The sequence below is a fragment of the Synechococcus sp. LTW-G genome, from assembly GCF_054459035.1.
The window spans coordinates 139,547-162,136 of the sequence record NZ_JBTKYW010000002.1 but is presented as its reverse complement, the minus strand read 5'-3'; the positions used below and the strand labels follow the sequence as shown (position 1 = coordinate 162,136).

19 protein-coding genes are annotated in these 22,590 nt (G+C 65.4%); 11 read left to right on the top strand and 8 right to left on the bottom strand.

The window, feature by feature from the left end; translation table 11 throughout:
- Positions 1-49: 49 nt before the first annotated feature.
- Both ACXIQ9_RS04760 and thiL read left to right on the top strand, forming a co-directional pair.
- The gene (locus tag ACXIQ9_RS04760; RefSeq protein WP_296421047.1) at positions 50-1,135 is read left to right on the top strand and encodes a peptidylprolyl isomerase; all 1,086 of its coding nucleotides are present in this window, start codon (positions 50-52) and stop codon (positions 1,133-1,135) included.
- Positions 1,136-2,101, top strand: a complete 966-nt coding sequence (gene thiL, locus ACXIQ9_RS04755; RefSeq protein ID WP_459015920.1) for a thiamine-phosphate kinase — start codon at positions 1,136-1,138, stop codon at positions 2,099-2,101.
- A gap of 66 nt (positions 2,102-2,167) precedes the next feature.
- On the opposite strand, the gene gap is transcribed toward thiL, so the two are convergent.
- Positions 2,168-3,190 (bottom strand): type I glyceraldehyde-3-phosphate dehydrogenase, encoded by a 1,023-nt coding sequence (gap, locus tag ACXIQ9_RS04750; RefSeq protein ID WP_010313976.1) that lies wholly within the window; start codon positions 3,188-3,190, stop codon positions 2,168-2,170.
- 179 nt (positions 3,191-3,369) lie between these two features.
- Here gap and murC point away from each other — a divergent pair, with 179 nt between their 5' ends.
- Genes murC through ACXIQ9_RS04735 form a run of 3 tightly spaced genes read left to right on the top strand, consistent with a single transcriptional unit; the run spans position 3,370 to position 6,097 of the window.
- Positions 3,370-4,812 carry a UDP-N-acetylmuramate--L-alanine ligase gene (gene murC / locus ACXIQ9_RS04745; protein ID WP_459015919.1) on the top strand — a complete coding sequence of 481 codons (1,443 nt, stop codon included), beginning with the start codon at positions 3,370-3,372 and terminating at the stop codon, positions 4,810-4,812.
- Between the two features lie 2 nt (positions 4,813-4,814).
- Positions 4,815-5,732, top strand: a complete 918-nt coding sequence (murB, locus tag ACXIQ9_RS04740; RefSeq protein WP_459015918.1) for a UDP-N-acetylmuramate dehydrogenase — start codon at positions 4,815-4,817, stop codon at positions 5,730-5,732.
- A 26-nt stretch (positions 5,733-5,758) separates the two neighbouring features.
- The gene (locus ACXIQ9_RS04735) at positions 5,759-6,097 is read left to right on the top strand and encodes a YbaB/EbfC family nucleoid-associated protein (RefSeq protein ID WP_459015917.1); all 339 of its coding nucleotides are present in this window, start codon (positions 5,759-5,761) and stop codon (positions 6,095-6,097) included.
- A 2-nt stretch (positions 6,098-6,099) separates the two neighbouring features.
- Here ACXIQ9_RS04735 and rsgA read toward each other — a convergent pair whose 3' ends face one another.
- From rsgA to grpE, 4 genes are read right to left on the bottom strand one after another with little or no spacing between them, the layout of a single operon-like run.
- Positions 6,100-7,104, bottom strand: coding sequence for a ribosome small subunit-dependent GTPase A (gene rsgA / locus ACXIQ9_RS04730; RefSeq protein ID WP_459015916.1), 1,005 nt, complete (start codon positions 7,102-7,104; stop codon positions 6,100-6,102).
- Complete coding sequence (locus ACXIQ9_RS04725; protein ID WP_459015915.1) at positions 7,097-7,318, bottom strand: sulfurtransferase TusA family protein; 222 nt, start codon at positions 7,316-7,318, stop codon at positions 7,097-7,099. The genes rsgA and ACXIQ9_RS04725 overlap by 8 nt, the downstream gene beginning before the upstream one ends.
- Positions 7,319-7,325: 7 nt before the next feature.
- Positions 7,326-8,453 (bottom strand): molecular chaperone DnaJ, encoded by a 1,128-nt coding sequence (gene dnaJ / locus ACXIQ9_RS04720; protein WP_029626065.1) that lies wholly within the window; start codon positions 8,451-8,453, stop codon positions 7,326-7,328.
- A 2-nt stretch (positions 8,454-8,455) separates the two neighbouring features.
- A complete protein-coding gene (gene grpE, locus ACXIQ9_RS04715; RefSeq protein WP_296415483.1) occupies positions 8,456-9,130 on the bottom strand; it encodes a nucleotide exchange factor GrpE in 675 nt (224 codons plus the stop codon).
- Positions 9,131-9,225: 95 nt separating this feature from the next.
- Between grpE and ACXIQ9_RS04710 the strand changes: the two genes are divergently transcribed.
- From ACXIQ9_RS04710 to ACXIQ9_RS04700, 3 genes are all read left to right on the top strand, one after another.
- A complete protein-coding gene (locus ACXIQ9_RS04710; protein WP_459015914.1) occupies positions 9,226-11,043 on the top strand; it encodes a GspE/PulE family protein in 1,818 nt (605 codons plus the stop codon).
- Positions 11,044-11,109: 66 nt separating this feature from the next.
- Complete coding sequence (locus tag ACXIQ9_RS04705) at positions 11,110-12,183, top strand: type IV pilus twitching motility protein PilT (protein ID WP_010313994.1); 1,074 nt, start codon at positions 11,110-11,112, stop codon at positions 12,181-12,183.
- On the top strand, positions 12,183-13,424 hold the full coding sequence (locus ACXIQ9_RS04700) for a type II secretion system F family protein (RefSeq protein WP_296415490.1): 1,242 nt from the start codon (positions 12,183-12,185) through the stop codon (positions 13,422-13,424). The genes ACXIQ9_RS04705 and ACXIQ9_RS04700 overlap by 1 nt, the downstream gene beginning before the upstream one ends.
- Here ACXIQ9_RS04700 and ACXIQ9_RS04695 read toward each other — a convergent pair.
- Positions 13,417-14,667 (bottom strand): BaiN/RdsA family NAD(P)/FAD-dependent oxidoreductase, encoded by a 1,251-nt coding sequence (locus ACXIQ9_RS04695; protein ID WP_459015913.1) that lies wholly within the window; start codon positions 14,665-14,667, stop codon positions 13,417-13,419. The genes ACXIQ9_RS04700 and ACXIQ9_RS04695 overlap by 8 nt on opposite strands.
- A 25-nt stretch (positions 14,668-14,692) precedes the next feature.
- Here ACXIQ9_RS04695 and dusA point away from each other — a divergent pair, with 25 nt between their 5' ends.
- Positions 14,693-15,691 carry a tRNA dihydrouridine(20/20a) synthase DusA gene (gene dusA / locus ACXIQ9_RS04690; protein WP_459015912.1) on the top strand — a complete coding sequence of 333 codons (999 nt, stop codon included), beginning with the start codon at positions 14,693-14,695 and terminating at the stop codon, positions 15,689-15,691.
- Between the two features lie 4 nt (positions 15,692-15,695).
- On the opposite strand, the gene ACXIQ9_RS04685 is transcribed toward dusA, so the two are convergent.
- Both ACXIQ9_RS04685 and ACXIQ9_RS04680 read right to left on the bottom strand, forming a co-directional pair.
- Complete coding sequence (locus ACXIQ9_RS04685) at positions 15,696-16,247, bottom strand: methyltransferase family protein (RefSeq protein ID WP_459015911.1); 552 nt, start codon at positions 16,245-16,247, stop codon at positions 15,696-15,698.
- Complete coding sequence (locus ACXIQ9_RS04680; RefSeq protein WP_247476580.1) at positions 16,207-17,544, bottom strand: cation:proton antiporter; 1,338 nt, start codon at positions 17,542-17,544, stop codon at positions 16,207-16,209. The genes ACXIQ9_RS04685 and ACXIQ9_RS04680 overlap by 41 nt, the downstream gene beginning before the upstream one ends.
- Positions 17,545-17,639: 95 nt before the next feature.
- Between ACXIQ9_RS04680 and ACXIQ9_RS04675 the strand changes: the two genes are divergently transcribed.
- Together ACXIQ9_RS04675 and ACXIQ9_RS04670 are read left to right on the top strand one after the other, a co-directional pair.
- Positions 17,640-20,060 carry a phosphoketolase family protein gene (locus tag ACXIQ9_RS04675; protein WP_459015910.1) on the top strand — a complete coding sequence of 807 codons (2,421 nt, stop codon included), beginning with the start codon at positions 17,640-17,642 and terminating at the stop codon, positions 20,058-20,060.
- Entirely contained in the window at positions 20,060-22,585 is a 2,526-nt protein-coding gene (locus ACXIQ9_RS04670) for a glycogen/starch/alpha-glucan phosphorylase (protein WP_459015909.1), read from the top strand. The genes ACXIQ9_RS04675 and ACXIQ9_RS04670 overlap by 1 nt, the downstream gene beginning before the upstream one ends.
- Positions 22,586-22,590: the final 5 nt, after the last annotated feature.

Genomic DNA, 22,590 nt, shown 5'->3' with positions numbered 1-22,590 from the left:
GCGGGATTGTACGGCTGTGGCAGAGTCCCGGCAGAGACAAGGCTGCAGCATGGATCTGAAGCGCTGGCTGGATCGCTGGGTGCCCGCCCTGCTGATCGCAATTGCTTTCGCTGCCTTCCCGCTGGTGCCACCGGCCCAGGCTGCGCTGCCGCCTGGCAATGCCGTCAAGGATCCCGCTGCCATCCTTCGTAACGCTCTGCCGATCGACCAGTCGGATCTACAGACGTTGCAGCACAGGCTGGAGAGCACCAGCGACGACCTCAGAGCCAAGCGCTGGAGCGCCCTGGTCAATACGGTCAATCGGAGTCAGGCGCTGCTCAAGACCCGCGCCGACTCCATCGTGGCAAGCCTGCCGGAAGCCAAGCAAGCCGAGGGGAAGACCTTGATGGCCGCCCTGCAAAGCCAGATGGAGACCCTCGTGGAGAGCAGCGAGAGCTCTGACCGCGATCGATTCCTCGATGACCGGCGCGCTGCCCTCAGCACCGTCGGGGACCTGGAGGCACTGCTCGTGGGTGACTTCCCTTTCCAAATCCCCAGCGAGTTCGACGCCCTGCCCAGGCTGCTGGGCCGCGCCACCGTTGAGATCGAGACCACCAAAGGGATGCTTACCGCTGTGGTGGACGGCTACAACGCACCACTGACTGCCGGAGCCTTTGTGGACCTGGTGAAGCAAGGCTTCTATGACGGACTGCCCTTCACCCGAGCCGAGGACTTCTACGTTCTCCAGACCGGAGACCCCAAGGGTCCTGAGACCGGCTACATCGACCCCAAGACCAAGGGCGAGCGCCAGGTGCCGCTGGAGATCAAGGTGCCCGGTGAAGCCGAGCCCTTCTACAACGCCACCTTTGAAGACCTGGGCCGTTTCGAAGCCACGCCGGTCCTTCCCTTCGCGACCCTCGGGACCATGGGTTGGGCCCACTCGGATGAATCCCTCGCCGATGGTTCCTCCCAGTTCTTCTTCTTTCTCTACGAGGCCGAACTAACCCCCGCAGGCCTGAACCTCGTCGATGGCCGCTACAGCGCCTTTGGTTACGTGGTGGATGGGTTTGAGGTGCTCGAGGAACTGGGCATCGATGACGGCATCGTCCGCGCCCGACTGCTCGACGGAGCCGAGAACCTCAAAGCCCACGCCTAGATGCGACTCGATCAGCTCGGCGAATGGGAGCTGATCGACCGGCTCTCGGCCTACGCGCCCCCCGGCCAGCTGGCTGACGACGCGGCGATCTTGCCGGGAGCCGTGGTGGTCAACACCGACGTCCTGGTGGACACGGTCCACTTCAGTGACGCCACCATGTCGGCCCAGGACTTGGGCTGGCGGGCGGCAGCGACCAACCTCTCCGACCTAGCGGCCATGGGATGCAGCGACGTGATCGGCCTCACGGTTGGCCTCGTGGCACCAGGAGCAACCCCCTGGAGCTGGGTCGATGGGGTCTACCAGGGACTCTCCGAAGCCCTGGCTCGTTTTGGCGGCACCTTGCTCGGCGGTGACTGCAGTAGCGGCAGCCAGCGCCTCCTCGCCATCACGGCCCTTGGCCGGCTGGGGCCTGGCGCCATCCGCCGCGGCGACGGCCAACCGGGCGATTGGCTCGTGAGCACTGGCCCCCATGGCCTCAGCCGCTTGGGGCTAGCGCTGCTGCAAGGCGAGCGCATTGCAGCGATTCCTGAGGCCCTGCGGGAGCGCGCCATACAAATCCACCAAAGGCCGCTCCCTCGGCTCGATGCCATCCCAGCCCTCGAAGCAAGCCAGCCCCAGGGGACCCCATGGCGGGTCGCTGGCACCGACAGCAGCGATGGCCTGCAGCGCGCGCTGCTGAACCTGGCCAAGGCCAGTGGCTGTGGGGCACAACTACGGCGCACAGGCCTGCCCCTGGACCCCGCCATGGCGCCGCTCGCCGATGCAGAGCGCTGGTGCCTGAATGGGGGCGAAGACTTTGAGCTGGTCCTCGCCCTGGAGCCGACCTGGGCCGAGCGGCTCTGCGCTGCACTACCGGGCTGCCAGGTGATTGGCGAACTGGTGGAGCACTCCTCCCCAACCCTGACCTGGAGCGAGACCGGGCTGCCCCTTCAGGAGAGCGATCCGGGCTACCGGCACTTCAGCTGATCGCACAACCATCAAAAAGCCGCCCCGAAGGGCGGCTGATGGAAAGAGGTTGAGCGGGCGCTCAGATCACTTCCAGTTCTTGGCAACGATCTCGGCCAGATCAACGACGCGCTGGCTGTAACCCCACTCGTTGTCGTACCAGCAGATGACTTTGACCATGTTGCCGCCCATCACCAGGGTGAGGTCGGAGTCAACGATGGTGCTCTCATCGGTACCGGCGTGGTCGCTGGAGACCAGGGGCAGGTCGGTGTACTTGATGATGCCCTTCATGCCGTTCTCGGAGGCGGCCTTGAGCACTGCGTTGACCTCCTCTTTGGTGGTCTCGCGGCTCATCTCGAGCACCATGTCGACGACGGACACGTTGGGGGTGGGGACGCGCAGGGCGATGCCGCTGAGCTTGCCCTTCACCTCGGGGTAGACCAGAGCCACGGCCTTGGCTGCACCGGTGCTGGTGGGAACAATGTTCACAGCAGCAGCGCGGGCGCGGCGCAGGTCACGGTGGGAGGCATCGAGGATGCGCTGGTCACCGGTGTAGCTGTGGGTGGTGGTCATCGTGCCTTTGACGATGCCGAAGGCCTGATCCAGGACCTTGACCACAGGCGCCATGCAGTTGGTGGTGCAGCTGGCGTTGCTGAGGATGTCGTAATCCTCGTGGCGGTACTGATCGGCGTTCACGCCCACCACAAAGGTGCCGACCTTGTCGCCCTTACCAGGGGCGGTCAGGATCACCTTCTTGGCACCGGCTTCAAAGTGCTTGCTGGCGCCGACGTCGTCGTTGAAGACACCGGTGGATTCGATCACCAGATCCACGCCCCACTCCTTCCAGGGGAGGTTGGCGGGGTTGCGGTCATAGAAGGTCTTGATCGTCTTGCCGTTGATGACGATCGTGTTCTCGGTGGTGGTCACCTCTGCATTACGCAGTGGGCCGAGCATCGAGTCGTACTTCAGCAGGTGCGCGTTGGTGTTGGTGTCACCGGAGCCGTTGATGCCGACAATCTCGATACCGGTATTGCTTCCGCGGCTCAGCCAGCAACGCATGAAGTTGCGACCGATGCGGCCGAATCCGTTGATCGCAACCTTCAGGGTCATGGCGTATGGCGGGCGAACCCGCTAGCAAGGAGGATTTGGCCGCCGATCATACCGAAATTGCCTGACCCTCCCCATCTGGGGACAAAAGGTCACCACCTGTCAAAAGCACTCAAATCGTGCTTGAGAAGAGGACAAGCGACCCGTTCGGTCTTAATTTCTGGCCAGGCTTGGATACGCCATTGGTCCTGACGCTTGATCGCCACCAACCTCTCCATTTCATTGGAGTTGGCGGCATCGGCATGTCTGCCATCGCCGGGATCCTGGCGGACCGCGGCCACAGCATCAGCGGCTCCGACCCCAGGGACAACGCCGTGCTGCAGAACCTGCGCAGCCGCGGTGTCCGGGTGTTTCGCGAGCAAAGCCCCGCCACCATCGACGCCATTCGCAGCGGCACCTCCTGCCCACCTGCCGTCGTCGTCAGCTCTGCTGTGCCGGCGAACAACCCAGAACTATTAGAAGCCGAGCGCGCCGGGCTGAAGGTCTGGCACCGCTCAGATGTCCTGGCGGCTTTGATTGCCGCCCAGCCCTCGATCTCCGTGGCTGGCAGCCACGGCAAGACCACCACCAGCACCCTGGTGGCCAGCCTGCTGCACGCCACCAACCACGACCCCACGGCCGTCATTGGTGGGGTGGTGCCCGCCTTCGCCAGCAACGGCCGCAATGGCGATGGCCCCTTGTTGGTGGCGGAAGCGGATGAGTCGGATGGCTCCCTGGTGAAGTTCCAGTCCTGGCTTGGTGTGATCACCAACCTCGAGCTGGATCACACCGACCACTACAGCGATCTGGCCTCCCTGATCACCACCCTCCAGCGCTTCGCCAAAGGCAGCGAACAGCTGCTGGCCAACCGCGACTGTCCGGTGCTGCGGGAACACTTTCAAGCCCACCACTGGTGGTCCATCCAGAGCAGCGAAGGGGTGGACTTCGCGGCTATCGCCGATGAACTCGATGGCGACGGCACCCTGGCCACCTTCTATGAGCAGGGAGAGGCCCTCGGGCAATTCCGGCTGCCCTTGCCCGGGCTCCACAACCTGAGCAACGCCGCGGCCGCCATGGCCGCCTGCCGTCTCCATGGCGTCTCCTTTGCCGAGCTGCAACGGGCCGTGGAGGGCCTCCAGGCCCCTGGACGCCGTTTCGACTACCGGGGTAATTGGTGCGGCCGCCAGGTGGTCGACGACTACGCCCATCACCCGAGCGAGGTGCAGGCCACCTTGGCGATGGCCCGCCTGATGGTCAGCAGTGGGCGCAGCCCCTTGCCAGAGGCGCCCCAACGGCTCCTGGCCGTCTTTCAGCCGCACCGTTACAGCCGGACGGCGGAGTTCCTCAGCGACTTTGCCCAGGCCCTGAGTCAGGCCGATGCCGTGCTGATCGCCCCCCTCTATGCGGCTGGCGAAGCGCCGATTCCAGGAATCTCCAGCGCGGCCCTCGCCTCTGAAATCCAGCGGATTGCCCCTGGGCTACCCGTCAGCGCCTTCGATGACCTGGAGACCCTGGCGGATGCCATCGGCCAAACCAGCCAAGCGGGCGACTTGGTGCTGGCCATGGGTGCCGGTGATGTCAACAGCCTTTGGAGTCGCCTGGAAGGCCGCAGCGATCCCGCCGCCGCCCTTCCCCTTGTGGCCTAGCGATGGCCCTCTCCCTCCCCCTGGGGCTGCGTTCGGCGGTTGCTCTGGCCGACTACACCACCTGGAAAGTGGGGGGAGCAGCCGATTACTTCGCTGAACCAGAGTCAACGGACGAGCTACTCGCCCTGCTGCGCTGGGCTTTATCCCAGGGCTGCATCCAGCGGGTCATTGGCGCAGGCTCCAACCTGCTGGTCAGCGATCAAGGACTGGAGGGACTCACCCTCTGCACCCGCCACCTTCAAGGGGCTGACCTGGAGGACAGCAGCGGCCTGATCGAAGCCCAGGCGGGAGAACCGATTCCCACCCTGGCGCGGAGGGCGGCGCGGGCCGGCCTCTCGGGCCTGGAGTGGGCCGTGGGCATCCCAGGAACGGTGGGGGGCGCGGCGGTGATGAATGCAGGCGCCCAAGGGGGCTGCACCGCCGACATCCTCGAGAGCGTCACGGTGGTGGACCCGGAGCAGCCCAGCCAGACCCACACCATCCCTGCCGCAGCACTGGACTTTGACTACCGCCATAGCCGCCTTCAAGCGGAACCCCTGGTGGTCCTCTCAGCTCGCTTTCGCCTCTCCCCCGGCCACGATCCCCGCAGCGTCAGCCAGCGCACCAGCGCCAACCTCCACAGCAGAACCAGCACTCAGCCCTACCAGCAACCCAGCTGCGGCAGCGTCTTTCGCAACCCCGAACCGCAGAAAGCCGGACAACTGATCGAAGCCCTCGGCCTCAAGGGATTCAGCCTGGGCGGCGCCCAGATCTCCCCGATCCACGCCAACTTCATCGTCAATACCGGCAGCGCCAGCGCGGGGGAGATTGATCAACTCATTGCCCTGGTCCAAGAGCGGGTGATGGAGCAGCGCAGCATCACCCTCCACACCGAGGTGAAACGGCTGGGACGCTTCGAAGACCTCGCCCTGGCGGCGTAGCCTGCGCCCACTTCAACAGTGCAGGCATGGCCGGTTTCGGTCTCCCCAATTTCGGCCAGCTCACCGAAGCCTTTAAGAAGGCCCAGCAGATCCAACAGGACGCCGCCAAGCTCCAGGAGGAGCTGGATGCGATGGAAATCGAGGGGCAAAGCAGCTGCGGCCGGGCCAGCGTTTGGCTCTCGGGTAACCAGCAACCCCTGAAGGTCCGCCTCGACCCTGTCCTGCTCGCCGAGGGCGCCTCCACAACAGAAAACGCCACCCTCGAGGCCCTGCGCTCGGCCTACGACAACTCCACCGGGACCATGAAAGAGCGGATGGAAGAGCTCACAGGCGGGCTCAACCTGAACCTGCCCGGCATGGGCTAGGCCTAGCCCTCCTCATCGGGCTCCTCCTGCCGCAAACGGCGCCTTGAGCTCTGACGCAGGCGCTGATCGAGCAGGGGCTCCTGCTTTCCTCCCCGCTGCTTCAGGCCGCCACTGCGGGGGCGGGGTTGGCGCGCCACCTGCTGCTGCACGGACTCCAGGCAGTTGAGATACAGACCATGGCGATCCCAATCGCTGCCGACGGCGCAGCCCGGATCGCCCTGATGCAAGCAATTTTTGAACTGACAGGCCGAGCTCTCGAGCCGCTGCCGAATCTCCGGGAAGAGGCTCCCCAGCTCCGTGGGCTCGGCCGGCAAGGACGGTCGGTTAAAGCCCGGTGAATCCGCCAGCAGGGCACCGGGCTCCACCGGGAACAGTTCCACATGCCGCGTGGTGTGCCGTCCCCGCTGCAGGCGGCCGGAGACGGCACTCACCCGCAAACGCAGCTGCGGCAACAGGGCGTTGATCAAGCTGCTCTTGCCCACCCCCGATGGGCCACACAGCACTGAGACCCCCGGTTGCGCCAGACGCTCCCGCAGCGCAGCCAGACCAAGCCCACTCTGGGAGGAGACCAGCTGGGGGACATACCCCCAAGCCGTGAGCCGTTCACGCCACTGCTCTTGTTCCGATGCGCCCAGCAGGTCCGCCTTGGTGAGCACCAGCTCCACCGCCACACCCGTCCGCTCCGCCGTCAGCAAAAAACGGGTGAGTTGCAATGGATCCAACTCCGGCTGAGCCAACGCCGCCACCACCACCACCCGGCTGCAGTTCGCCACGGCAGGACGCTCCAGCAGGCTGCTGCGGGGGGCCACGGCCGCAATCGCCGCCCGGGCTTCCGGCCAGTCGATGCCCTCCACCTCGACCCGATCTCCAACGCAGATCTGCTGTCCGGTCTTGCCCAGCCGCGTGCGGCGCACACAGAGCAGTTGGTCCACCCCTCCGGGGCCAGGTCGATCCAGTTGCACCCGGCAGAAGTTGGCCTCGAGTGCCATCACCAGGGCTTCAGCCACAGCGACAGATCAACAAACGCACCGCCCCGGGTTCCAAGGCCTCCAGCTCAACGCGATGTCCGGCCTCCCGCAAGCCGCTGGCCACCATCGCCTCGGGCTCTCCGGCATCCAAATCAACCTGAAGCCACTCGCCTGCGGACAGCTTCTCGAGGGCCAGTTTGGTGCGAATGAAATTGAGCGGGCAGGGGGTACCGCGTAGGTCGAGCTGGGTCATCACTGACCTAGCCAAACAAACCGCCGAACAGCCCGCTCTTGTGGGGATGCTTCTGCCCCTTGGCCGTGTGGTGCCCTGCCAACTGTTCGAGCAGCTCACGCTCCTCGCGGTTGACCTTGGTGGGGAGCTGCACCTTGATCTGGATCAGATGGTTGCCGCGCGCCACGGGATTGCCCAGCTTCGGAACACCCTTACCCGTCAGGGTCAGGACCGCTCCGGGCTGGGTGCCTGCCGGAATCTCCAACTGCTCAGGACCATCGACGGTCTCCACCTCAATGGTGTCGCCGAGGATCGCCTGGAGGTAGTTGACCGTCACCTCGGAGTGGATGTTGATCCCGTCGCGGCGGAGGCTCGGGTGGGACTGAACCGTCAGGAAGACGTAGAGGTCGCCGGCGGGGCCGCCCCGCTGTCCGGCGTTGCCCTCGTCGGCCACCCGCAGCCGCGTGCCGGTGTCGACACCCGCCGGGATATTGATGCGCAGCTTTTTGCGAACCTGCTGCAGGCCCTGGCCGCCACAGGCGCCACAGGGATCGGCAATCACCTGGCCAGTTCCTTCACAGGTGGGACAGGGCGCCACCTGGGTGAAGCTGCCAAAGGGCGTCCGCGTCGCGCGGCGAACCTGGCCTGCACCACCACAGGTGCCGCAGCTGGTGGGACCGCTGCCACTCTTCGCCCCGGAGCCACTGCAGCTGTTGCAGGTCTCCAGGTGACGGATCTGAATTTCCTTCTCCTGACCAAAGACCGCTTCGCTGAAGCTGATGGTCAGGTCAAACCGCAGGTCATCTCCCTGGCGGGGACCGCGGCGACGGGCACCACCGGCGGAGGGGCCACCCATGCCCCCGCCGAAACCGCTGAAGAAGGTTTCGAACAGGTCAGCGAAGCCCCCCATGTCGCCCATGTCGGGCATCCCCGCGGCGCCGCCCAGGCCGGCTTCGCCGAACTGGTCGTAACGAGCCCGGGTCTGGGGATCACTCAGCACCTCATAGGCACGGCCGATCTCCTTGAACTTGTCCTCCGCGCCGGGATCTTTGTTGATGTCCGGGTGGTACTGACGCGCCAGGCGGCGATAGGACCGCTTGAGCGTGTCCGCATCAGCGTCGCGGCTGACCCCAAGGAGGTCATAAAAATCGGCCATGCTCAGCCCTCTTCGGAGGGTGCAGCGTCATCCGTGGAGCTGGCCGGTGCGGCATCACCACTGGGGCCTGGACCCATCGAGACTTTGACCAGGGCGTGCCGCAGCACGCGATCGTTCAGGTGATAGCCCCGCTGCAGTTCAGCGATCACCAGGTCCTCGGCGTGCTCGTCGCTGGGTTCCCGCAGAACCGCCTCATGGAGGGTGGGATCGAAGGGCTCGCCTTCAACCCGCATCGGTGAGACGCCCAACTGCTTGAACACATCGACCAGTTGCTTGTAGAGCCCCTGGTAGCTGCGGTGGATGGCCTGGGCCTCCTCGGCCTGGGGATCCAGCTGCTGGCGGGCCCGCTCGAAGTTGTCCACCACCGGCAGGATCTCGCTCAGGGTGGAGCAGGCGATCAGGGTGCGCTGGTCCTCTTGATCGCGGCTCTGGCGCTTACGGAAGTTGTCGAAGTCCGCCGCAATCCGCATGTACTGACTGCGGACGCTCTCGTGCTCGGCCTTCAGGGCCGTCAGCTCGGCCTCCAGTTCTCGGACCCGCTGTTCGGGATCGGCGCTGGGCTCAGCCGCCACCTCAGCCGGGGCCGAATCCACTGCAGGAGTGGCTTCTGGCGCTGCCGCGGCCTCAGCTGGGGCCGGGGCGGAGTCCTGGGGAAACGGAGTCGCGTCGCCGCTCATGCTGACCGAACCGGAGATCTGATCTAGACATGTTGATGTGAAGGGGCGCCACCCCACAAGCGGCGGAAGCCCGCACCTCCTCGGCGGAGCGGCTGATGACAGCAAGCGCCAGCACCATTCCCCAGCGACCGGTGGCCGAGGCCCAAACCCCTGAGCAGCAGCGACTTGAGGTCGAATTACTGCTCCAGGAAGCCGTCCTCACGCGCTCTGAACTAAGCGCCGCCGGAGACGCGCGCTGGAGCTGGCATCCGCGACTGACTCAGGAGAGCTGCAGGGATCTCGGCTGCCTTCCCGTGGCCTACGCCAACAACAGCCTGACGGTGGCCGTGCCAACCCACTGGGGCGCCGAGCAACGCCAGACCCTCCGCGAGGCATGCCCCGAGGGACCGCCCCTGGCACTGCGATTGGCTCTCCAAGGGGACCTGCAAACCGTCCTGAATCAACCTCCACCCCCCGCCACGCCGGCCGCGGTTTCAGCTCCGCAGGAGGCGCCCAACCGGATCTCCCTGTTTGAGGACCTGAAGCTCGAGGGCCCCCTTGAGGAGGCTCCCGAGGACAGCCTCAGCGAGTTGGATGTCGAAGCCAGCCTGAAGGCCTCCAACGCCTCACCGGTGGTGAGCCTGGTGGACCGGATCCTGGTGCAAGCGCTCGAGCGCAGTGCCAGCGACATCCACCTGGAGCCGCAAGAGGACGGACTTCTGATTCGCTTGCGCCAAGACGGGGTGCTCGAGCCGCTGGAGAAGCTGCCGAAACAACTGACCCCCGCAGTGACCTCCCGCCTGAAAATCATGGCGGACCTAGACATCGCTGAGCGCCGGCTGCCCCAGGACGGCCGCATCCGGCGGCGTTATCAAGGTCGCCTGTTTGACCTGCGGGTGAGCACCCTGCCCACCCGCTATGGCGAGAAGGTCTGCATGCGCCTGCTGGATAGCGGCGCGACGCACCTCGGCCTCGACCGCCTGATCAGCGAGCCCGCGGCCCTGGCCAGCGTCCGGGAGATGGGCAGCAAGCCCTTCGGAATGCTGCTGGTGACCGGGCCGACGGGATCAGGCAAGAGCACCACGCTCTATTCGCTGCTCGCGGAACGCAATGAGCCCGGGATCAATATCTCCACGGTCGAGGACCCGATCGAATACACCCTCAAGGGCATTGCCCAAACCCAGGTCAACCGTGAGAAGGGCTACGACTTCGCCATGGCCCTGCGGGCCTTCATGCGGCAAGACCCCGATGTCCTGCTGGTGGGGGAAACCCGGGACCGTGAAACGGCCAAAACCGCCATCGAGGCGGCGCTCACCGGCCACCTGGTGCTGACCACCCTCCACTGCAACGACGCCCCCAGCGCCATCGCCAGGCTCTCGGAAATGGGCGTGGAGCCCTTCATGGTGAGCGCCTCCCTGATCGGAATCGTCTCCCAACGCCTGGTGCGGCGGGTCTGCCCGGACTGCCGGCAGCCCTATCACCCCAGTGAGCAGGACCTGGGCCGCTTTGGCCTGTTTGCCAGCAACGAGCAGGCGATCACTTTCTTCAAGGCCAAGCGCTTGCAAGCCAGTGACAGCAACCCCTGCCCCAGCTGCCAGGGGCTGGGATACAAGGGCCGGGTTGGGGTCTACGAGGTGCTGCGCGTCAACGACACCCTCGCCAGCGCCATTGCCCAGGAGGCCAGCACCGATCGGCTGCGCAAGCTCGCCATCGAGAACGGCATGAAAACCCTGTTGGGTTACGGCCTCGACCTGGTGCGCCAAGGGGAAACGACCCTCGAGGAAATCGAGCGGATGATCCTCACGGACTCCAGCCTGGAAACCGAGCGCCGGGCCAAGGCCCTGCACACGATCACCTGCCAGGGCTGCGGGGCGGGGATGCGGGACGAGTGGCTGGAGTGCCCCTATTGCCTGACCCCCCGGCAACTGCATTAAGCAACGCCATTGCCAGCCCCTGACGGGCTTCCCACACTGAGGACAGCCACTGGCCCCGCGAGCTGCATGGAGCTCCAGATCGAACAGTTGATGGAGGAGCTGGTCGAGGCGGGTGGCAGCGACTTGCACCTGGCGGCAGGCCAACCGCCCTACGGCCGCTTCAGTGGGGCGCTCAAACCGATGCGGGAGGAGCGGCTCAGCGAGGACCTCTGCAACCGGTTGATCTTCTCGATGATCAACAACGCCCAGCGCAAGCAGCTGGAGCAAACCTGGGAGCTGGACTGCGCCTATGGCCTCAAAGGCGTCTCCCGCTTTCGGGTCAATGTCTACCGCCAGCGGGGGAGCTATGCGGCCTGTCTGCGGGCCCTCGGCAGCACAATCCCCAGCCTGGAGAGCCTGGGCCTACCGCCCATCGTCGAGGAAACCAGCCGCCGCCCCAGGGGTCTGGTGCTGGTGACCGGTCCCACCGGCTCAGGCAAAACCACGACGCTGGCGGCCCTGCTGGATCACATCAACCGCAGCCGCGCCGAGCACATCCTCACGATCGAAGATCCGATCGAATTCACCTACCGCAACGACAAAAGCGTGATCCACCAGCGCCAGCTGGGGGATGACACCCGCAGCTTTGGCGCCGCCCTGCGCGCCGCCCTGCGGGAGGACCCCGACGTGATCCTGGTGGGCGAAATGCGAGATCTGGAAACGATCCAGTTGGCCATCACGGCCTCAGAGACGGGGCACCTGGTCTTTGGCACCCTGCACACCAGCTCGGCGGCGCAAACCGTCGATCGCATGGTGGATGTCTTCCCGCCAGAGCAGCAAACCCAGATCAGGGTTCAGCTCAGTGGCTCCCTGGTGGGGGTGTTCTCGCAGACCCTCTGCAAACGCCAGAACCCCAAACCCGGGCAATTCGGGCGGGTCATGGCCCAAGAAATCCTGATCAACACCCCGGCCATCGCCAACTTGATCCGGGAGGGCAAAACCGCCCAGCTCTATTCCCAGATCCAAACGGGCGGCCAGCAGGGGATGCAAACCCTCGAGCGCGCCCTGGCGAACCTGGTGCAGGCCGGAGCCGTCGAGCGCAGCGAAGCCCTCGCCAAAGCGAGCAAACCCGATGAGCTGCAGCGGCTCCTGGAGGGCTAGTGCCCCAGTTCAGCGCCACCTACACCAATCGCTCCGGTCAAACCCGGACGCTGCAGTTGCAGGCCAGTGATCTCAGCCGCGCCCGGCGGGACCTGAGGCGCCGGGGCATCGTCGCCACCAGCCTGGAGCTCGCCGCAACCACACCCAACGCCGCGGCCGGGAGCACGGTCTTTGGGATGGATCTCTCCAGCCTGCTGGAGGCCAAACCGGGCATTCGCGAGAAGGCGCTCTTTGCCAACAAGCTCGCGGCGCTGGTGGATGCGGGAGTCCCGATCGTGCGCAGCCTCGATCTCATGGCCCGTCAGCAGCGCATGCCGCTGTTTAAGCGGGCACTCACCGCCGTCAGCACGGACGTGAACCAAGGGGGCAGCCTGGGGGCAGCACTGCGCTCCTGGCCGCGGGTGTTCGACAAGCTCACCATCGCCATGGTGGAAGCCGGAGAGGCGGGGGGCGTACTGGACGAAAGCCTGCGCCGCCTGGCCAAGTTGCTCGAGGGCAATGCCCGGCTGCAGAACCAAATCAAGGGCGCCATGGGCTACCCCGTGGCCGTGCTGGCGATCGCGATCCTGGTGTTCCTGGGGATGACGATCTTCCTGATCCCCACCTTCGCTGGGATCTTCGAAGACCTGGGGGCTGAACTCCCCCTCTTCACCCAAATGATGGTCGACCTCAGCGCCTTGCTGCGGTCCTCCTTTTCGCTGTTCCTGGCCCTGGCAATCGCTGTGGGGGTCTGGATGTTTGGCCGCTACTACGCGACCGCCAGCGGGCGCCGGCGCGTGGATGGACTACTGCTGAAACTGCCGCTCTTTGGCGACCTGATCCAGAAAACCGCCACGGCCAAGTTCTGCCGCACCTTCAGCTCCCTAACCCGCGCGGGGGTGCCGATCCTGCTGTCCCTGGAGATCGTGCAGGAAACAGCTGGCAACGCCGTGATTGCCGACGCCATCGTCGGCTCCCGTCAGGACGTGCAGGAGGGCATCCCACTGAGCGTCGCCCTGGAGCGCAAAAAGGTGTTCCCGGAGCTGGCCTTGAGCATGCTCGCCATCGGCGAAGAAACCGGCCAGATGGACGCCATGCTCTCGAAGGTGGCGGACTTCTACGAAGACGAGGTGGAAGCCGCCGTCAAGGCGCTGACCTCCATGCTGGAGCCGGCCATGATCGTGATCGTGGGCGGCATCGTTGGCTCGATCCTGCTGGCGATGTACCTGCCGATGTTCTCAATCTTCGATCAGATCAACTAGCTCCGGCCGCCGCAATCGCCTGCCCCGCCAACCAGCCGGAACTCCAGCAGTGCTGGAAGTTGAAGCCACCGGTGACGCCATCGACATCCAGGAGCTCACCCACCAGGTAGAGACCCTCCACCTTTCGACTCTCCATCGTGGCCAGGTTGACCTCCCCCACAGGCACGCCTCCGGCGGTCACGAATTCTTCGCCGAAGGGGCCGCGGCCCGCCACGGGGAAACGGCTGCGGCGCAGGGCCTCCAGCAGACCCAACCGCTGACGTTTGGCCAAATCCGCCCAGCGGCGATCGGGCTCAACCCCCTGCTGATCAAGCAGGTGCTGCCAGAGGCGTCGGCTAAGGCCTGGCCAGGGGCGGGCATTGCTGAGCTGACGCTTGGCCTGATCACGCCGGCAGGCCGCGAAGAGTTCTTCCAGCTGCTGCTGGCTGCGGCCGCCGCTCCAATCCACCAGCAGGCTGCCCCGGTAGCCCTCGCCGTGGAGGGCCCGGGCGGCGAAGGCCGTCAGCCGCAGGGTCGCCGGCCCGCTCAGGCCCCAGTGGGTAATCAGCACCGGGCCGCTCTGGCGGAAGCGCTGCCCACCGGCCTCCAGCTCCAGGTCCACCGGATCCATCACGACCCCGGCCAAAGGCAGCAGGGGATTGGGCTTAAAGGCGAGGGTGAAAAGGGACGGAACCGGGGCCACCAAGCCATGGCCCAGGCCTGAAGCCAAACGCCGACCACTGGGGTGACTCCCGGTGGCGAGCACCAGCCGGTCAGTACTGAGATGGATGCCGCTGCGCAGGCCGAGGGCAAACCCACCCGCGGGCCGCTGCTCGGCCTGCTGGAGAGCTTCGCTGTTGCGTAGGGTCACCCCGGCCCGTTCCGCCGCCTGCCTGAGGCACTGAATCACGGCCGTTGAGCGGTTGGCCTGGGGGAACATCCGGCCATCGGCCTCCTCCACCAGCGTCAGCCCGTGGTCGTCAAACCAAGACACGGCATCACCGGCAGCAAAGCGGCTGAAGGGTCCCCGCAGGGCCTTGCCGCCGCGGGGATAGAAGCCCACCAATTCCCGAGGATCCCAACAGGCATGGGTGACATTGCAGCGGCCGCCACCGCTGATCAAAACCTTGCCCAGGGGCTCGGGGGTGCTCTCCAGCACCAGGACCCGCCGCTGACCGGCCTCGGCCGCGGCGATGGCCGCCATGAATCCCGCCGGACCACCGCCCGCCACCACCAGGGACCAGTGCTCAGAACGGGGGGGCATCAGCGTGAAAGGCGAGCATGGGGTGATGCCCGATTCGCTGCTGAACGGGGCCTACCGCTTCAGTGTGGCTCCGATGATGGACTACACCGATCGGCACTTCCGGGTGCTGATGCGGCAGATCAGCCGCCGGAGCCTGCTCTATACCGAAATGGTGGTGGCCCAAGCGCTCCACCACAGCGAACGGCGGGACCGGCTGATTGACTTCGATCCAATCGAGCATCCGATTGCCCTGCAGGTGGGCGGGGATGACCCGGTGCTGCTGGCCGAGGCCGCGCGCATTGCCGCGGACCGGGGCTACGACGAGATCAACCTCAACGTCGGCTGTCCAAGCGAAAAGGTCCAGAAAGGGCGCTTTGGCGCCTGCCTGATGGCCGAGCCCGAACAGGTGGCCCGCTGCATCAGCGCCATGGCCCAGGCCTCGCCGCTACCAGTCACGGTGAAGCACCGCATCGGCATCGATGAGCGGGATTCCTATGGCGAGCTACTGGCCTTTGTCGACACGGTGGCCGCGGCCGGGGCGCAGCGCTTCATCGTGCACGCCCGTAAGGCCTGGCTCGAGGGGTTGGATCCCAAGCAAAACCGCACCATTCCTCCCCTGCGCTACGAGCTCGTGCATCAGCTCAAGGCGGACCGGCCCCAGCTGACGATTGAACTGAACGGAGGCCTGCTGGAGCTCAGCAGCTGCCTGGAGCAGCTCGAGGCCGTGGATGGGGTGATGGTGGGCCGGGCCGCCTACGACCACCCGCTGCGCTGGGCCACGGTGGACGGGGACCTGTTTGGCGACAGCAGCCAACCGGTCGCCAAGGCTTCCACGGTGGTGCGGGGCCTGATTCCCTATGCCGAGCGCTGGTGCGGCAGCGGCGGGCGGCTCTGGTCCATCGCCCGGCACCTGGTGCAGGTGGTGGAAGGCGTCAGCGGCGCCCGCCATTGGCGCCGGGACCTGGGCCAGGCCGCCGGCCAACGGGATGCAGGACCTGAGGTGTTCGAGCGGGCTGCGCGGCAGCTGGAGGAGCGCGGGCTCTAGCGGCTCAGCTCCGCCAATCCAACCAAGGCAATCCCGGCAAGATCGCCGGGGTGCTGCGCCGATAACTGAGGTACTCAGGATGGAGCGGCACGAGGAAACGCTCCTCCCGCCGCGCTTTGCCGCCCAGCACCGCGGCCAGGGCCAGGAACAGACCCAGGTGGAACAGGCTGCCGAGGGCCAGGGCCACCCCGAGCTCACAGAGCAACACGGCTTGATACAGCGGATGGCGGCAGCGCCCATAGGCCCCGGTCGTCACCAAAGCGGCCCCGGGCTTGGGATCCGGCAAGGGCGTCAGGCTGGGTCCCAAGCGCCAGAAGGCCTGGGCGGCCAGCGCCAGGCCGACCAAGAGCAGCAAAACTCCGCTGGCAGCCAGCGGCAAAGGCCAGGCATAGCCCCAGCTGCCAGGGGCCGGCCAGGCCGGCAACAGGGTGGCTGCGATCAACAGCAGCTGGGCGAGCAGCCACCACTCCCCATGGCGGTTGTCCAACCAGCCGCCCCAGCTGAACTGCCAGCCCTTAAGTGGGGATTTCGGCGAGGGGGTCGAGGTCTGGTCCATCACTCTTTCCAGCCAGGACCAGTCTGAGCAGGATCGGTGCCAGGAAGGTGGTGCCAATCACCATCAGCAAGATCGCTGCCTCCAGGGCCGGGCTGAGCAGCTTGGCCTGGGTACCAAGCCCTAGGAAGATCAGGCCCACCTCACCGCGGGGCATCATCCCCAGACCCACCACCAGACGGTTCGTGGGTTCCTTGGAGACGAAGGTCCAGCCGGAGACGACCTTGCCCAGAATCGCCACCACCAGCAGGAAAGCAGCGATCACAAGACCGGCGCGGTTCTCGGGGTCCAACGGATTGAGCACCGAGAGATCCATGCCGGTGCCGATCAAGACGAAGAAGATCGTGGCGAAAAGGGCCACCACCGGCTTGACCGCCGCCTCGATCGCATGGGTGTGGTTCGACTTGCTCAGGATCAAGCCCGCGGCAAAGGCACCCAGGGCCGCCTCCAGGCCAATGGCCGTAGCAGCGAAACAGCACAGGGTGAGCACCACAAACGAGGCCACCACCACATCGCCTGGGGCCTTGAGGCGATCAATCAACCAGTCGAAACCAGGCGCCGCGGTGCGGCTCAGGCCAATGGCAGCGACCACAAACACCACGGCCGCGGCCAGCAGCTTGAGGATCGGGCCCAGCTCCAGGCTGCCACCGCCAGCGATGCTCACCACCACCGCGAGGATGACGATGCCGAGGATGTCGTCCAGGACGGCGGCGCCGATCACGATCTGCCCCTCCCGGGAGCGCAGCATCTTCAGCTCACCAAAAACACTCGCTGTGATGCCGATGCTGGTGGCCGTCATGGCCGCCCCGGCAAACACGGCGGGGATCACCTCCACGTGGAAGAGCGCCATCAAGCCGGCTGTGCCAAGGGCAAAGGGCACTGCCACGCCGGCGACAGCCACGGTGATCGCTTGGGCACCGACGGCCACGAGCTCATCGAGGTCGCTTTCGAGACCCGTCAGGAACAGCAGGGCAAAAAGGCCCAAGGTGGCCACGGCCTGCAGGCTCGGGAAACTTTCGTTGTAGACCTCGCCGACCAACTGGGGCGGCACATCCGCAAGCGAGCCCATCAGCTGGAGCGCCCAATTGGCCACTGCCGCCTGGGTCTCCGGCGGCACGATCAGGTGCAGGCCAGAGGCACCGATGATCACGCCGGCGATCAGCTCACCAAGGATGGTGGGCAACTGCCAGCGCACCAGCAGTTCCGCCAGTAGGCGAGCGGCCACAAAAATCACCAAGAAGCGGCCAACCCCAATCAGGGTTTCGACCACCTCGAGCTGATGGGCGCCGATCTCCGGCATAGCTGTCGTGAGTGATTCCGAACGAGAGTCTCGCCCGACGGCGCCATCTCCTGTGACAACGGCTACTTTCCGGCCAGGCATCAGCAGCTGGAGCCATGGCCACGGATTCCGCCCATCTCAGGCCAGCAGAGGAGTTTGAGCGACTGGACGCCTGGTGGCGGGCCGCCAACTACCTGGCGGTGGGAATGATCTACCTCCAAGACAACCCGCTGCTGCGGGAACCGCTGAAGCCGGAGCACATCAAGAACCGCCTGCTCGGTCACTGGGGGTCAAGCCCAGGCCAAGCCTTCATCTGGGCCCACGTCAATCGGGTGATCCAACGCCACGGGCTCAATGCGATCTATCTCTCCGGTCCGGGCCATGGAGCCCCGGGGGTACTTGGCCCCACCTACCTGGATGGCTCCTATTCGGAGATCTATCCCGACAAGTCCCAGGACATAGAAGGGCTCAAACGCTTCTTCAAGCAGTTCTCCTTTCCCGGGCACATCGGTAGCCACTGCACCCCGGAGACCCCTGGTTCGATCCATGAAGGCGGCGAACTGGGCTATGTGCTCTCCCACGCCTGCGGTGCGGTCTTCGACAACCCGGACCTGATCGCCATCGCCTGTGTGGGCGATGGGGAGGCGGAGACCGGCCCCCTGGCCACCAGCTGGCATATCAATAAGTTCCTCAACCCGATCAGCGATGGGGTGGTGCTGCCGGTGCTGCACCTGAACGGCTACAAGATCGCCAACCCAACGCTGCTGGCACGGATTCCCAAGGAGGAGCTCAGCAGCCTGCTGCGGGGCTACGGCTGGGAGCCGCTGTTTGTGGAGGGCAGCGAGCCCCGGGCCATGCACCAAGCGATGGCCGCGGCGATGGATCAGGTGGTCTCCCGGCTCCAATCGATCCGCCAGCAGGCCGAGGCAGAGGGCGGCGCAGCGCATGCCAGTCGGCCGATTTGGCCGATGATCGTGTTGCGCTCCCCCAAGGGTTGGACAGGGCCTGAGGCGCTCAACGGCCATCGGATTGAAGGGTCCTGGCGCGCCCATCAGGTACCCCTGCCGAACCCCAAACAAGACCCCGCCCAACTTCAGCAACTGGAGGCCTGGCTCAAGAGCTATCGCCCCGAAGAACTCTTTGATGACGAGGGACGACTGCGACCCGAACTGCAGGCTCTCTCACCAAGCGGCACCCAGCGCATGGGCTCCAACCCCCATGCCAACGGGGGGCGACTGCGCCAGCAACTGACCCTGCCGGATCGCGAACGGTATGCGGTGCCGGTCGCCGAACCCGGAGTCAGCCGCCATGGCAACACCGCCGCCCTCGGGGAACTGCTGCGGGATGCAATCGCCGACAACCCGAACAACCTGCGGGTGTTCGGCCCCGACGAAACCGCCTCCAACCGGCTGCAGGCCATCTACGAGCGCAGCAAAAAGGTCTGGATGGAGGAACTACGCCCCGAGGACAGCGATGGCGGCGAGCTAGCCCGGCAGGGACGGGTGGTGGAGATGCTCAGCGAACACACCCTGGTGGGGATGCTCGAGGGCTATCTCCTGACCGGCCGCTACGGCCTGTTCCACACCTACGAGGCCTTCGCCCACGTGATCGCCTCGATGTTCAACCAGCACGCCAAATGGTTGGAGAGCTGCCGCCACCACGCGCCCTGGCGCGCCTCAATCGCCCCCTGGACCTGCCTGATCTCCTCCACGGTCTGGCGGCAGGACCACAACGGGTTCACCCACCAAGACCCGGGCTTCATTGATCTGACCGGCAACAAGAGCGGCGATGTGGTGCGGGTCTACCTGCCGGCCGATGCCAACTGCCTGCTGGCCGTGGCCGAGGAGGCCCTCGTCGAGCCCGACGTCTGCAACCTCATCGTCAGCGACAAGCAAGAGCACCTGCAGTACCTCTCCCTCGAGCAAGCCCGCGCCCATGTGGCCAAGGGCATCGGCCTCTGGAGCTGGGCCAGCAACGACCACGTCCGCGGTGAACCCGATGAGCCAGACGTCGTGATGGCATGCGCCGGTGACATCCCCACCCAGGAGACCCTGGCGGCCGTGGCGATCCTGCGCCGGGAGCTGCCTGAGCTGCGGGTCCGGGTACTGAACGTGGTGAAACTCTTTGCCCTGACCGAACCGAGCGAGCATCCCCACGGCTTAAGCGATCGGGATTTCGACACACTCTTCACCACAAATCGCCCCGTGCTGTTCAACTTCCATGGCTACCCCTGGTTGATCCACCGGTTGACCTACCGGCGCCGCAACCATGCCAATTTCCACGTCCGCGGATACAAGGAAAAAGGCAACATCAACACCCCGCTTGAACTGGCGATGAACAACCAGATCGACCGGTTCAGCCTGGTGATTGATGTGATCGACAGAGTTCCGGGGTTAATGTCCCGCGCTGCTCACATCAAAGAGCAGATGAAGGAATCGATCCTGGCGAATCGCGCCTACGCGCACGAGCACGGGATGGATGCCCCGGAGATCAGTCACTGGCAGTGGAGCACTGCAGTCCCAACCGAGCTGGCCTGATGAAAGAGCAATCGCCGCGTCAACTGCAACTGCCCACGCCCGGTTGCTACGCCGATCCCGACCGCAGCGGCTTGGCAGCCGATGACGTGTTCGACGGCATGGCCGAACACCTCTTCTACACATTGGGAAAGCTGGCTCCAACCGCCAGCCGCCACGACCTCTATCTGGCCCTCAGCCACGCGGTTCGCGACCGCTTGATGACCCGCTATCTGGCGGGCATTGAGGCGATCCGAGCCACCCCGACCCGGGTGGTGGCCTATCTGTCAGCGGAATTCCTGATCGGCCCCCAGCTGGGGAACAACCTCCTGATGCTCGGCATCCAGGAGGCGGCGACCGAAGCCCTGCGCCGCTTCGGCATCGACAGCCTCGAAGAGATCCTTGAGGTGGAAGAAGAGCCAGGCCTGGGGAACGGCGGCCTGGGTCGCCTGGCGGCTTGCTACATGGAGTCCCTGGCGAGCCTGGAGATCCCCGCCACGGGCTACGGGATTCGCTACGAATTCGGGATTTTTGACCAGCTGATCCGGGACGGCTGGCAGGTCGAGATCACCGACAAGTGGCTCAAGGGCGGCTGGCCCTGGGAAATCCCCCACCCCGATCAGGCCTGCTTCGTCGGCTTCGGCGGACGCACCGAGAGCTACCGGGACGAGCGCGGCAACTACCGCGTGCGCTGGATCCCCGATGAGCACGCCATTGGTGTGCCCCATGACGTGCCCGTGCTCGGCTACCGGGTGAACACCTGTGATCGCCTGCGCCTCTGGCGCGCCGACGCCAGCGAAAGCTTCGACTTCTATGCCTTCAACATCGGCGACTACTACGGCGCCGTTGAGGAAAAAGTGGGGAGCGAAACCCTCTCGAAGGTCCTCTATCCCAACGACGGCACCGATGAAGGCCGTCGCCTTCGCCTGAAGCAGCAGCACTTCTTCGTGAGCTGCTCGCTCCAGGACATGCTGCGCAGCCTGGAGCAGCGGGGCATCCCGGTCGAGGAATTCCCCGACCATTGGTCTGTTCAGCTGAACGACACCCATCCGGCCATCGCCGTGGCCGAGTTGATGCGTCTGCTGATCGACGACAAGCACCTGACATGGGAACAGGCCTGGGACATCACCTGCCGCTCCGTCGCCTACACGAACCACACCCTGCTGCCGGAAGCGCTGGAGAAATGGGGCCTACCCCTGTTCGGCTCCCTGCTACCTCGGCATCTGGAGCTGATCTACGAAATCAATCGCCGCTTCCTGCAGAGCGTTCGCCTGCGCTATCCCGGCAACGAAGTGCTGCTGCGCAAGCTCTCGATCATTGATGAGGACGGTCAAAAAGCGGTTCGCATGGCGAACCTCGCCACCGTGGCCTCGCACCACATCAACGGTGTGGCCGCCCTCCACAGCGAACTGGTCCGCACCAAGTTGTTCCCCGAGTTCGCGGAGCTCTGGCCGGAGAAGTTCACCAATGTCACGAACGGCGTGACCCCCCGGCGCTGGGTCGCCCTCTCCAATCCCCCCCTGCGCAAGCTGCTGGCCGAGAGCATCGGTGAAGGTTGGGTCTCGGATCTCGATCAGCTCAAACAGCTCGAGCAGTACCAACACGACAGCGGCTTCCTGGAGCGCTGGGAGCAAACCAAGCTCTCCAGCAAGCGGCAGCTGGCCAACTACATCCACCGCCAAAGCGGACTGCTGGTGGATCCCTCCTCGATGTTTGACGTTCAAGTCAAACGAATCCACGAGTACAAGCGCCAGCACCTCAATGCCCTGCAGGTGATTGCCCAGTACCTGCGGATCAAGAACGGCCAGGCCCAGGACATGGCCCCCCGCACCGTGATTTTTGGCGGCAAGGCGGCCCCTGGCTACTACATGGCCAAGCTGATCATCCGCTTCCTCAACGGGATCGCCGAGACGATCAACTCAGACCCCGACATGGACGGGCGGCTGCGGGTGGTCTTCCTTCCCGACTACAACGTGAAGCTGGGCGAGCGGGTGTATCCAGCCTCGGACCTCTCGGAGCAAATCTCCACCGCCGGTCTAGAGGCCTCCGGCACCGGCAACATGAAGTTCGCCATGAATGGGGCCCTGACCATCGGCACCCTCGATGGCGCGAACGTCGAGATCCGCGAACAGGTGGGAGCCGAGAACTTCTTCCTCTTCGGCATGACCGAAACCGAGGTGGCCCAACTCCAGAGCGAGGGCTATCGCCCCTGGGAGCACATCGCCAAACTGCCCGAGCTGCAGCAGGTGCTGAAGCTGGTGGAGCAGGGCCACTTCAGCGGCGGCGACGGTGACCTCTTCCGCCCCCTGCTGGAGAACCTGACGGGCCGCGATCCCTTCTGTGTCTTGGCCGACTTCAACGACTACCTGCGGGTGCAACAGCAGGTCAGTCAGGCCTGGGCCGATCGCCACGCCTGGAACCGGATGTCCCTGCTGAATACGGCCCGCACCGGCTTCTTCTCCTCCGATCGCTCGATCAAGGAGTACGCCGAGCGGATCTGGAAGGCCGAGGCCTTCCCCGTCACGATCACCTGCAACCTCGACGAGTAAGGAGC